Genomic DNA, 11,012 nt, shown 5'->3' with positions numbered 1-11,012 from the left:
CGGCGGCTATTTTGGGCTTCCCCGCCCCGCCCGGTGACGTCTTGTGGAAAAAGCGCCAATAGACAAAACCCCCAAGGGCCCCCACAAGAACAACGAGAAGAATCATTTGCGTGGCGGATGTTTTTTTAGGCGGAGAAGAGTCTTCGATCTTGAACGGATTCGGGCCGCCAGGCCGGCTCGGCCCGGCGGGCGGCTTCGATCCGCCAAACGGATTATACTCGGCGGGAGGCTTTTGGGATTCCGCCCCCCCGGTTTGCTCCCGCTTGGTGGCGCGCTCCTGCTCCGCCTTTTTAAGTGCGTCATGAATGATGGACATTCTTTTGTTTACCGAGCAATCGGCACCTCTTGGGCCGCCTCCTTCACCAACTGCCGCGTGATCACGCGGGTTTCGCGGGAATAGGCGGCAAGCAGGGCCAGTTCGCAAACGGTATTGACGATCCGGGGGACGCCGCCGGATACCTTGTGAATCTCCTTCAAGGCCGATTTTTCGAAGGCGACCTTCGCGGCGTTCCCCGCCTTTTCGACGCGGAACTGGATGTAACGTTCCGTCTCCGCCGCCGCCAGCGGGGTCAACCGGCAGAAAATCTGGATCCTCTGCGCAAGCTGACGGAGCCTTTTGTCGGCCAGTTTTTCCTCCAACTCCGGTTGCCCCACGAGAACAATCTGCAAAAGCTTGTGGGTCTCGGTTTCGAGATTGGAAAGAAGACGGGTCATCTCGAGCGCCTCCATCGAAAGGTCCTGCGCCTCGTCGATGATCACCACGGCGTTCCGCCCCTCCTTGGCGTTTTCGAGGACAAAATAGTTGAGGGCCTCGAGCTGGTCCTTCACCGTGTCCCCCTTTGTTTCACAGCCGAAATCCTTGTTGATGGTTTTTAAAAGCTCGACGGTGGAGAGAAGGGGATTGATAATGAGGCTCGTCTGATGCTCCGAGCCGAGTTTGTTCAAAAGATAACGCAGACTCGTTGTCTTGCCGGTTCCCACCTCGCCGGTCAAAAGGAGAAAGCCCTTCCGTGCCGTGATTCCGTAGTAGAGGGTGTTGATAACCGACTCGTGCTGGATGGACGGGTACAAAAAATGCGTGTCTGGGGTCACGCTGAACGGTTTGGCCATGAATCCGAAAAAATCTTCGTACATGTGGATAAGTATAGTAAGACGCGGTAAATATATCCTTTTTTTACCCGGCGGGCAATAACTAAGTGTTACTGAATATTGATTTCCCCCGTATTGGGCTGGACCCGAATGGTTTCGGTGTTTCCGGAGTGGTTCAGAACCACCGTCCCTTCCACTGCGAGGTTGGTTTCGTTGCCGTCCTGCGGGGTGCCGGAGGCGTTGAAGCGGATGGTCACGGTGCCGCCGAATTCGGCGCTCTGGATGGTCACGCCGTCCATCCCCGGCAGGTTGTCGAAGTCGGTGTCCGCCGCCTGTTGCGTCAGCGTGTTGGCGATGGTTGTGGCGGTATCGGTGTCGGGGTCGTATTCATGGACGGCGTAGGTGTCGTTGACCGTATCAAAGGTGATGCCGAAGACACTGTTTTCGTTGATCGCCTGCTGGCGCGCGTAGGCGAGGTCGGAGGCGACCCGTTTGGCGGCGCCGTCGACCCGTGCGTCCTCCACGCCGACGTACTGGCTTACCGCCGAGACCGCAAGGATTCCCAGAAGCACCACCACAAGGGCGAGTTCAACCATCGTATGTCCATTTTGATTTATCGCTTTCATTATCTTGCCAAATTCCTCGGCTGTGTCTCCGATTCCATGTTGATCGTCTGCTGGTCAACCTGTACCTGAATCTGGACCAGAACCCGCCAGATGTCGGTGGCTGACGGGGAAACCGCCGGCGTGGCGATTGTCGCATTGTTCACATCGCGGTAGGTAAAGGCGAGACTGTTGATCCCCCGCGCCAGAATGTCGGCGTTGCGCATGAGATCGGTGCCGACAAGGCTGAATTCAATCGCATTGTCATTGATGTCGGTAAACTCGAAATCAGCGGCATCGGCGGTGATGACGCTTGTGTTGTCTTTCAACTGCGTGATCTCGGTAACCATCCGGTTCAAGGCATATTGCGCGTCGTTGGCGGCTTCGCTCCTTGTCGTCCCCACGGTCCACGAGTCGAGAACGGGCTGAAAGGCCCAGAGGCCAAGCGCCCCCAGGATGGCCAAAAGCGAGACGGCCATCAGCAGTTCGATGATCGTTACGCCATGTTGTTTTCTAAACCGGTATTTCATTTTAGATATGTCATTCCCGCGCAAGCGGGAATCCATGACTTTCTCCAAATTACTGGACCCCCGCTTTCGCGGGGGTGACACAATCAATTCTACAACGACTGAATCTCCGTGGCTACCGTGGTGAAGGTCAAATCCGACGGCAGAAGGTCCGGGTTTGAAATGGTCACCAGAATCCGCTTGAAGCTCGGTGTCCAGTCGTTGGGGGCCGGGTCGGGGATCGCCAGCGCGGTGTTCAGGTCGGACGGATCGACATAATCCACCGAAACGGTAGCCGAATAGCCCACGTAATTGGCCCCAAAGCCCTGGTTCCAGCCGTCAAAATCGTCCACGTCGTCGAAGTCGTTCTTGTCACCCGCATCCTCCCCCGTGTCGGTCCCGAACGCGGTGCTCCAGTTACCGTTGGCGTCCTTTGCGTCCAGTTCGTCAAACTTGCGGGCCATGATGTCTTCCAGCAGGTCTTTTCCGAGGCTGGAGGCGACCGGCACGGCGTCCACCGTGGCGGAGGTCTCGACGGTGTTGACAAAGAGTTGCATCAGCCCGGGGATGGCTACCCCCAGAAGGATGATGATAAAAACCACTTCAATAAAGGTGAAACCCCCGCTGGAAAAAAGAAAAAGCCTTGGGACAGCGTCCCTTAAGTTTGATGGGCGCGAATTGCGGGACATGGGATTTTTCGCCTCGGAACGGAGCATACCATATTTTTACTGGGCCTGCCAGTTGGACACCGAAATACTGCTGGTCCCGTCCGGGGCCTCGGGAAGGGGATCGAAGCCGGGGAGCCCCTGCATATATTCGGAGGCGAACAGGAACTCAACGCCGGTGCTGTTTTCAACCTGGATGGTTTTGCTGGAAATCAGGCTCCCGATAAAATTGATGCTGTCCACATGGTTCATGTGGATGTTGCCGTCGGACCAGACCGCCCCGCTGATGTTCAGGTTGTCCCCGTTGTTCAGCTCGATATTTCCATCGGCGACGATGGCCGGCATCTGGACGCCGTCAACCGGCTGGGCGAGGAAATAAAGATCGCTCCGGTGATTGGCCGTCAGGTTTCCCTCCGTGACCAGCGTGCCGTTGATCGTGATGTCGTTTCCGCCCAGCGTGATGTTGCCGGTGGCATACAGGATGCCGGTGTAGGTCACGCCGCCGTCGATGGTGACGTTGCCGTCCACATACAGGTTGCCGGTGTAATCGGAACTGATGGTGTAATTTCCGTTCACGGTCGTATCGGTCATCGCGGCATAGGGCGCGAGATCGACATCGGGGATATCGATATCCTCATCCTCATATATCTCCCCCTCAATCGTGACGTCGCCGTCGTTGTAGCTTCCGTTGACCCCCACATCGCCGGTCATCGTGCCTGAAGTGTTCTGAAAGCTCAAGTTTCCGTTCAGGAGGGCCGCGAAGGGATAACCGCCCGGCTCCACCGTCTGCTGAACCACCCGCACCGCCTGCCCGACCCGCGAGGTCACCCGGACATCAACGGAACTGCCGCTCTGGTTCAGATATTCAACCCAGAATTCCCCGTTGCCGAGCGTGATGGAATTGGCGCCGAACGGTTCGTCGGTCGGGGAGACATTGTCGCTCCAGTCGGTGTCGCCATAGAGTTCGTTCTGGATGGTGTGCTGGAGGCCCCCTTCGGCGACATAAAAGGCCTCCGAGCCGTTCAGATTTCCGGAGGCCGAGGTCGAGTCGTTGGCCGTCAGCGAGACAACCGTGATCCCCATGGTGGTGAAGAACAACATGGCCAAAACCAGGCCGAAAAGGGCGCTTCCTTCTTCCCCGATCTCTTTCCACCCCAACAGGTTTTTCGCTAGTTTCGTCATTCTATTAATAGATAGTGCATAAAGTATGCCAAAATTATCCCTTTGTTTAAAGTGTAAAGTATTGAAATTGCTTAATAATTTTTTAAATTAATAAAGGGTTATTAAATACCCATAAATATTCTTAAGACCGGTGGCTCAAAATGACCCTCATTTGAGGAAGGTGGTGACATTTTGTTACCGGTTTAAAAAGGGCAAAAAAAAGCCCCTTTCGTCCACCCAAGGCGGACGAAAGGGGCTACAAGGTTCATCCTCTATACACTTACTTACGGGCCTGTCGGGCTGGTGAAAGTCCCGGCCACATCGTCATAAGTGTAGGTATAGGTCGTCGTCCCATCATCGAAGATGTAGACGTTGACATCCGCCGCGTCCTTTGTCCACGAGTCGTCCGTCACCCCCGCCTGGAGGACGTTGACAAAGAACGGGGTCGCAGCGGCGGCTGTCGCCCCCGCCGCCTCATCGTCAAGATCGGCCGCTGTTCCAATGTCGGCCGCGTTCGGGTACTCCCCCGGAGCCCCGTTGGTGATGAGGTCATTGGCCCGGTAGAGGGCAATGCCCGCCCGCACCGAACCGACAACACCCGCCATGGAGGCCTGCTCGGCCTCTGTGGTCACGTTGATGAACTGTGGCAGTGCGGCCACGGCCAGGATTCCCAGGATGGTGATCACCAGCACGAGTTCGATCAGCGTGAACCCCTTTTGGTTTATTCGTTTCATTTACTTACCGCTCCTTTCGTTTCGTGGGATCAAACCCACTTGTGTTTTAAGAACCGACCGTCGACAATCGACGGTTGGCCGGCGCCCGCCAAAAAACATGTCGGGCCGCCTTGAAAAAATCTAATGCAGAACCGCTTGCGACATGCCCCAGATCGGCAGGAAGATCGCCAACGCAAAAACCGTCACCATCCCGAAGATGCATACCAGCAACATCGGTTCCAGAAGGGTAGTCAGGTTTTTAAGCGTGTGGTTCACCTCCATGTCGAAATGCGAGCCGATCGAAAAATAAAGTTCGTCCAGCGAGCCGGAGCGCTCACCGATCGCCGTCGTCTCGATCAACAGCGGGCTCAAATATTTTGTCTGCCGCATCGCCTCGGCGATCCCTTTCCCCTTGTCGATCTCCCCGCGGACCAGCTCCATCTCGCGCGTGAAGGCGGCGTTCCCGATGGTCAGCGCGGTGATGGAAAGCGCCCGGCTCACGGTGATCCCCGCCTTGTAGAGGGCGCCCAGGATGTTGGCGAAGCGGGCGTTGGCCACCATGATCCCCAGCGCGCCGAAGACGGGGATCTTCCATTTGAGCTTGTCCACCGTCAGCCGCCCGCGGACGGTGGCGCGCCACCGCTTGAAGGCAAAGACAATACCGCCGACGATCCCCAGGACCACATGGGTATAGTCGTGGAAAAAGTAGCTGACCGCCATCAGAATTTTTGTCGGAAGGGGGAGTTCGGCCTTGTAGTGGGCAAAAAAACCGGCGAATTTGGGGACGACAACGGTCATCATCACAACCGTGGCCATGATGAGGACAAAGATGACGATTTTCGGATAGAGGGTGGCCGACTTGACCGAGGTTTTAAGCGAGATGTCCTTTTCGAGAAGGGTGGACAGTTGGGAGAGGACCTCGTCCAAAATGCCCGCCTCCTCGCCGGTGGCCAGCATGTTGGTGTAGAGCTCAGGAAAAATTTTCGGATGCTGGGCAAAGGCGCGCGCAAGGTTGGAGCCGGCGGAGATGTCGGTCCGGATGCGGGTGAGCGCCTCGGAAAAATATTTGTTTTTGGTCTGATTGGCCAGCGTTGTCAAAATGGTCTCCATGTCCATCCCCGCCTTGAACAGCGTCTGAAACTGGCGGGTGAAGAGCATCAGCTCCTGATCCTTCACCCCCTTGAAAAGATCGCCAAAAAGATTTTTGGAGAGGACGGCCGAGCCTTTTTTGACCACGATGGGGATCAAACCCTGTTCGGAGAGCCAGCCGCGGACGCTCTCCGGCGCCTCCCCGTCGTACGTGCCGGTGATGAGAAGTCCGTTCAAATCGCGCGCCCTGTAAGAGTACGTTGTCATAACTGCATAGTACCCGCGTGCCTGTGTGCCCGTGTTTACGCGGGCACCCGGGCACTCAGGCACCGTTTTTCAGTCCTCTTGCGTGACTCGTAAAACCTCCTCCACCGTCGTGATGCCGTTCTCGATCTTTTCCATTCCGTCCTGGATGATCGATTTTACCCCGATCTTCCGGAATTCTTCCACGATCTTGTTGTCGGGGGCCCGCATATGGATCATCTCGCGGACCGCGTCGTTGATGGGGGCCAGTTCGAAGATCGCCAGCCGCCCGCGATAACCGGTAAATCCGCACTCCTTGCACCCCTTCCCCTGAAAGGCCTTTTTCAGTTTTCGCCCCTCGTCCCACTCCCTTTTATCATCCGGTTTCACCTCCTGCCGGCATTGCGGGCAGATCTTGCGGACGAGCCTCTGGGCCAAAACCCCTTTGAGCGCCGACGAGAGGAGAAAAGGCTCCACCCCAAGGTCCGAAAGGCGCGAGATGGCCCCGGCCGCGGTGTTCGTGTGGAGCGTGGATAAAACCATGTGGCCGGTGATGGCGGCCCGAACGGCAATCTGCGCCGTTTCGGCGTCGCGGATCTCGCCGATCATGATGACATCGGGGTCCTGCCTTAAGACCGAGCGCAAAACGGAGGCGAAGGTCAACCCCGCCTTTGTGTGAACCGCCACCTGATTGATCCCCTCGATCTCGCTCTCGATCGGGTCCTCGATGGAGATGATGTTTTTTTCCGAGGAATTGATCCGGGTCAGCGCCGCGTAGAGGGTGGTCGATTTTCCGGAGCCGGTCGGGCCGGTGACGAGAAAAATGCCGTGGGACTTGGAGATGATTTCGGAAAACATTTTCCGGTCGGCTTCCCCGAAGCCCAGGCTTTCGATGTTGATGACGGCGTCCTTGGACAAAAGCCGGATCACCACCTTTTCGCCGAACTGCGTGGGGCAGGTGGAGACGCGCATGTCCAGCGGTTTTCCCACCAGCAGGATGCGGACGCGCCCGTCCTGCGGGACGCGCCGTTCCGCGATGTCGAGTCCGGCCATGATTTTGACCCGCGAGACCACCGGGCCGTGCATCGACTTGGGCATCTGTCCCCGCTCGCGCAAAAGACCGTCCACACGGAGGCGGACATGCACCTGGTTCCGGCCCGGCTCCACATGAATGTCGCTGGCCTTCTCGGCGTTGGCCCGCGCGATCAGCTGGTTCACCGCGGCCACCACCTGCGGGCCCGAGGCCATCGCCTGCATTTTCTTTGTTTCTTCCTCGCTCTCCTCCCCCCCTTTGGCCTGCGTCACGACGGTCAGGATTTTTTCCTCGTCAATCTTTGTCCCTTCGGCATGCTGGTCGATCAATTCCTGAATTTCCTTGAGGTTGGCGAGGCACGGTTCGATTTCGGTCTTCAACAGATCCTTGAGGTCATCACGGGCAAAGGCGTCGAACGGATTGGCCATCGCGACGCGGACTTTTTCGCCGTCGCGGGCAAAGGGGACCGCCTGATGTTGCCGCGCGAGGTGAAGCGGCATCTGGCGGACAATTTCGGCGTCGACCGCCTCTTCCTTTAAAGAGATAAAGGGGATATGGGTATGGCGGGCAAGAAATTCAAGGAGGATCGTTTCGGTGACAAACCCCTTTTTAATCAAAACCGACCCGATATCGAGCCCCAGATTTTCCTGGCTGATATGCGCGATTTCCAACTGGTCGGACGTTACCAGACCTTCGGAGACGAGATCCTTTTCGTATTTCTGGATTGTTGAACTCCCCTGAAAGGGAGCCCCACCGGCATGAGCCATACTTTACCCCCCACCATAACCCCAAATCCAGTAATGCAGTTTTTATGCCAAAAACAGGACTGACGGTTTATTTTTTACAAATTGTTGAAATTATAAATCTTTTTTTGTTTTTTGAAAATTGTTTTTTTGAAGCTTTTTCGAAATAAATACTCTCAAAATGAGAATTGTATCATTTTGACTGTATACCGTTACAAACTGTTACCAAAGAAATACCAAAAAAATTCCTATCCCAAACCGGTTACTTCGCTTAAAATAGAGGCCTAAAATGGCTTCTTCACCCTCCCTCAAGCAATTCCTCCTGACGGTGCTGGAAAAAAACGCCTCCGACCTTCATCTGGCGGTTGGGGCCATGCCGCAGATCCGGATCGACGGCGATCTGTTGCCGGTGGGGGCTGAACCCTTGAATCGCGAACTTTGCAAAAGGCTCTGCTATGAGTCGTTGACGCCCGAAGAGGTGGCGCACTTTGAAAAAGAGTGGGAGCTCGATTGCGCCATCGACTGCGAGGGGAAGGCCCGCTTCCGCGTGAACCTTTCGATGGAGCGTGGGAATGTGGCGGGGGCCTTTCGCCCCATTCCGGTAAAAATTCCCAAACCGGAAGATCTGGGTCTGCCCGCGACGGCGATGAAACTCACCGAAAGGCCGCGGGGGCTGGTCCTTGTCACCGGCCCCACCGGCTCCGGAAAATCGACCTCGCTCGCCGCCATGATCGACCGGATCAACGAGACCCGGAGCGAACATGTCATTACCGTCGAAGATCCGATCGAATTCTGGCACTCATCCAAAAAATGCCTGATCGTCCAGCGCGAGGTGGAGCACGACACGCAGTCGTTTCCCGCCGCGCTCAAGCGCATCCTGCGGCAGGACCCGGACGTGGTGTTGATCGGCGAAATGCGCGACGCCGAAACCATCGGCACCGCCATCACCGTCTCCGAAACGGGGCATCTGGTCTTTGCCACCCTCCACACCAATACGGCGGTGCAGACGATCAACCGGATCATCGACGTCTTTCCCCCGCACCAGCAACCGCAGATCCGCACGCAACTTTCCTTTATTCTGGAAGGGGTGTTGTCCCAGCAGTTGGTTCCGAAGATCGGCGGCGGCCGGACGCTGGCGATGGAGATCATGCTCCCCACCATGGCGATCCGCAACCTGATCCGCGAGGACAAAATCCACCAGATCTACGCCATCATGCAGACCGGCCAGCAAAAGACCGGCATGCAGACGATGAACCAGTCATTGGTTGACCTCACTCGGCGCAAGGTGATCACCCGCGAGGAGGCCGTCGGTTTCTGCACCGATCTGGATGAGATGGAGAGGCTACTCAAGGGGTAAATTCCAAAGTTCAAATTCCAAATTTCAAATGAAAAAACAAACAACAATGACAAATTTTAAAATTTGACATTTGGCATTTCTTTGACATTTGAAATTTTTCTTAAGGAGGTTCCATGTTTCAAAAGGATTTGTTAAAAGACAAAGTCATCCTCATTACCGGCGGCGGGACGGGGCTGGGCAAATCGATGGCCCTCGGGTTTGCCGATTTGGGCGCCGACATCGCCATCTGCGGGCGGCGGAAGGATGTTCTTGAATCAGCCGCCAGGGAAATCGAAAAAAAGGGGGTGAAGGTCTTTGTCGGCGCGTGCGACGTCCGGAAACCCGACGAGGTGGAAAAGGCGGTCGGCGATGTCTTCGAAAAATTCGGAAAAATTTCCGGGCTGGTCAACAACGCCGCCGGGAATTTCATATGTCCGACGGAATATCTTTCCCCCAACGGATTTGACGCCATTGTAAAAATTGTTTTGTACGGAAGTTTCAACTGCACCCAGGCAGTGGGAAAACGGTGGATCGGCGCCTGTGTCGGAGGGCGTATCCTTAGCATATGCACCACTTATGCCTGGACCGGCTCGGCCTTTGTGGTGCCCTCGGCCTGCGCCAAGGCGGGGGTTCTGGCGATGACACAGTCGCTGGCGGTGGAGTGGGCCAAATACAAAATCCGGTTGAATGCCGTTGCGCCGGGTCCTTTTAAAACCGAACAGGCCTGGAACAATCTGATGCCGGAGGGGTTTGAAGCAAAGATGCTCAAGCGCAATCCGCTCGGCCGGACGGGGAGGCACGAAGAACTGGTAAACCTCGCCTCGTATTTAATGTCCGATCAGGCCGAGTACATCAACGGCGAGTGCGTGACCATCGACGGCGGCGAATGGATTCAGGGGGCGGGCGAATTCAACGGGCTTCTGGAACTGACTCCGGAGGACTGGATGAATTTGAAGATGAAGGCGGAGGCGGGGAAGAAGAAATAACATGGAAGATAATGACGGCTTAATCCCCGCGCATGGGGGCTACCGAAAGCTCAAAAGTTTTCAGATCGCCCAGCTTGTCTATGATGTGACCGTGCGTTTCTGCGACCATTATGTCGGCAAGCGAAGCCGGACACACGACCAGATGGTGCAGGCGGCGCGATCCGGTGTGCAGAATATTGCCGAAGGCTCGCTGGCTTCCGGCACATCGAAGAAAACGGAATTAAAACTCACCAATGTGGCCCGTGCCAGCCTCGAAGAATTGCGTCTTGACTATGAAGATTTTCTGCGCCAGCGAAGCCTGCCGCTGTGGGAACCTGGCCACCCGGCGCTGAAGCGCTTTAAGGCAAGGCGGTGCGCGAGCGTGGATGAAGTGCGGGCGTGGGTGAGGGGGGAGCAAGTGGGCACGGACGAACAAAGGCACACGGACGAACACGGACTGACACGGACGAACACGGACAAAGAAAAAAATGGGTCTGTGTCAGTCCGTGAAAGTCCATGTTCGTCTGTGCCGGATAGTGTCTTTGTCGCCAACGCGACCCTCTCACTGCTGAACCTCTGTTGCTACCTGCTCGACCGCCAGTTGAGTGCGCAAGCAGGCGCCTTTATGAAAGAGGGGGGCTTTACGGAGCGCCTCTATCGCCTGCGAAGCCAAAAGCGCGGGCAAAGCCGGTGACAACGACGAGCGCCCGGATGCCCTTGTTGATTGACACAACCTTTCAATTAAAATAAACAAATACATTCATTCCGGAGTAGCTCAGTCGGTAGAGCAAGCGGCTGTTAACCGCTTTGTCGCCGGTTCGAGTCCAGCCTCCGGAGCAAGCATCAGAACGTATAAACAATCGTTGT

At 56.1% G+C, this 11,012-nt stretch carries 12 protein-coding genes and 1 tRNA gene; 4 read left to right on the top strand and 9 right to left on the bottom strand.

The genetic code is table 11. The features are described 5' to 3' along the window. From HYU99_01225 to HYU99_01185, 9 genes are all read right to left on the bottom strand, one after another. Window positions 1-316, bottom strand: a 316-nt coding sequence (locus HYU99_01225; GenBank protein ID MBI2338978.1) for a hypothetical protein, incomplete at its 3' end; no start/stop codon positions are given. Between the two features lie 8 nt (window positions 317-324). Then, window positions 325-1,110, bottom strand: a complete 786-nt coding sequence (locus HYU99_01220; protein ID MBI2338977.1) for an AAA family ATPase — start codon at window positions 1,108-1,110, stop codon at window positions 325-327. 89 nt (window positions 1,111-1,199) lie between these two features. Beyond that, a complete protein-coding gene (locus HYU99_01215) occupies window positions 1,200-1,715 on the bottom strand; it encodes a GspH/FimT family protein (protein MBI2338976.1) in 516 nt (171 codons plus the stop codon). Further along, window positions 1,715-2,257 (bottom strand): prepilin-type N-terminal cleavage/methylation domain-containing protein, encoded by a 543-nt coding sequence (locus tag HYU99_01210; GenBank protein MBI2338975.1) that lies wholly within the window; start codon window positions 2,255-2,257, stop codon window positions 1,715-1,717. Before HYU99_01210 ends, HYU99_01215 begins: the two co-directional genes overlap by 1 nt. Before the next feature lie 53 nt (window positions 2,258-2,310). Continuing rightward, the gene (locus HYU99_01205; GenBank protein ID MBI2338974.1) at window positions 2,311-2,886 is read right to left on the bottom strand and encodes a hypothetical protein; all 576 of its coding nucleotides are present in this window, start codon (window positions 2,884-2,886) and stop codon (window positions 2,311-2,313) included. A gap of 36 nt (window positions 2,887-2,922) precedes the next feature. Then, on the bottom strand, window positions 2,923-4,044 hold the full coding sequence (locus tag HYU99_01200) for a hypothetical protein (GenBank protein MBI2338973.1): 1,122 nt from the start codon (window positions 4,042-4,044) through the stop codon (window positions 2,923-2,925). A 263-nt stretch (window positions 4,045-4,307) separates the two neighbouring features. Further along, the gene (locus tag HYU99_01195; protein ID MBI2338972.1) at window positions 4,308-4,757 is read right to left on the bottom strand and encodes a type II secretion system protein; all 450 of its coding nucleotides are present in this window, start codon (window positions 4,755-4,757) and stop codon (window positions 4,308-4,310) included. Between the two features lie 120 nt (window positions 4,758-4,877). Next, window positions 4,878-6,092, bottom strand: a complete 1,215-nt coding sequence (locus HYU99_01190) for a type II secretion system F family protein (protein ID MBI2338971.1) — start codon at window positions 6,090-6,092, stop codon at window positions 4,878-4,880. 69 nt (window positions 6,093-6,161) lie between these two features. Continuing rightward, on the bottom strand, window positions 6,162-7,868 hold the full coding sequence (locus tag HYU99_01185) for a type II/IV secretion system protein (protein MBI2338970.1): 1,707 nt from the start codon (window positions 7,866-7,868) through the stop codon (window positions 6,162-6,164). Between the two features lie 265 nt (window positions 7,869-8,133). Between HYU99_01185 and HYU99_01180 the strand changes: the two genes are divergently transcribed. The 4 genes from HYU99_01180 to HYU99_01165 all read left to right on the top strand — a co-directional run bounded on the left by HYU99_01180 (window position 8,134) and on the right by HYU99_01165 (window position 10,982). Further along, window positions 8,134-9,201: a type IV pilus twitching motility protein PilT gene (locus tag HYU99_01180; GenBank protein ID MBI2338969.1), complete on the top strand. Its 1,068-nt coding sequence runs from the start codon at window positions 8,134-8,136 to the stop codon at window positions 9,199-9,201. 113 nt (window positions 9,202-9,314) lie between these two features. After that, window positions 9,315-10,166 (top strand): SDR family oxidoreductase, encoded by an 852-nt coding sequence (locus tag HYU99_01175; GenBank protein ID MBI2338968.1) that lies wholly within the window; start codon window positions 9,315-9,317, stop codon window positions 10,164-10,166. Between the two features lies 1 nt (window position 10,167). After that, window positions 10,168-10,839, top strand: a complete 672-nt coding sequence (locus HYU99_01170) for a four helix bundle protein (GenBank protein ID MBI2338967.1) — start codon at window positions 10,168-10,170, stop codon at window positions 10,837-10,839. 70 nt (window positions 10,840-10,909) lie between these two features. Further along, window positions 10,910-10,982 (top strand) — tRNA-Asn (locus HYU99_01165). Window positions 10,983-11,012: the final 30 nt, after the last annotated feature.

The sequence above is a fragment of the Deltaproteobacteria bacterium genome, from assembly GCA_016183175.1.
Lineage (GTDB): Bacteria > UBA10199 > UBA10199 > UBA10199 > SBBF01 > JACPFC01.
Note: the sequence above shows the minus strand (reverse complement) of the source record. Positions and strands in the feature narration are given on the sequence as shown.

Bases quoted from the DNA above. Each gene is read 5' to 3' on its own strand.
- HYU99_01190 (MBI2338971.1), bottom strand. From the start codon at position 6,092: ATGACAACGTACTCTTACAGGGCGCGCGATTTGAACGGACTTCTCATC.
- HYU99_01170 (MBI2338967.1), top strand. From the start codon at position 10,168: ATGGAAGATAATGACGGCTTAATCCCCGCGCATGGGGGCTACCGAAAG.
- HYU99_01220 (MBI2338977.1), bottom strand. From the start codon at position 1,110: ATGGCCAAACCGTTCAGCGTGACCCCAGACACGCATTTTTTGTACCCG.
- HYU99_01205 (MBI2338974.1), bottom strand. From the start codon at position 2,886: ATGTCCCGCAATTCGCGCCCATCAAACTTAAGGGACGCTGTCCCAAGG.
- HYU99_01200 (MBI2338973.1), bottom strand. From the start codon at position 4,044: ATGACGAAACTAGCGAAAAACCTGTTGGGGTGGAAAGAGATCGGGGAA.
- HYU99_01185 (MBI2338970.1), bottom strand. From the start codon at position 7,868: ATGGCTCATGCCGGTGGGGCTCCCTTTCAGGGGAGTTCAACAATCCAG.
- HYU99_01215 (MBI2338976.1), bottom strand. From the start codon at position 1,715: ATGAAAGCGATAAATCAAAATGGACATACGATGGTTGAACTCGCCCTT.
- HYU99_01195 (MBI2338972.1), bottom strand. From the start codon at position 4,757: ATGAAACGAATAAACCAAAAGGGGTTCACGCTGATCGAACTCGTGCTG.
- HYU99_01175 (MBI2338968.1), top strand. From the start codon at position 9,315: ATGTTTCAAAAGGATTTGTTAAAAGACAAAGTCATCCTCATTACCGGC.
- HYU99_01210 (MBI2338975.1), bottom strand. From the start codon at position 2,257: ATGGATTCCCGCTTGCGCGGGAATGACATATCTAAAATGAAATACCGG.
- HYU99_01180 (MBI2338969.1), top strand. From the start codon at position 8,134: ATGGCTTCTTCACCCTCCCTCAAGCAATTCCTCCTGACGGTGCTGGAA.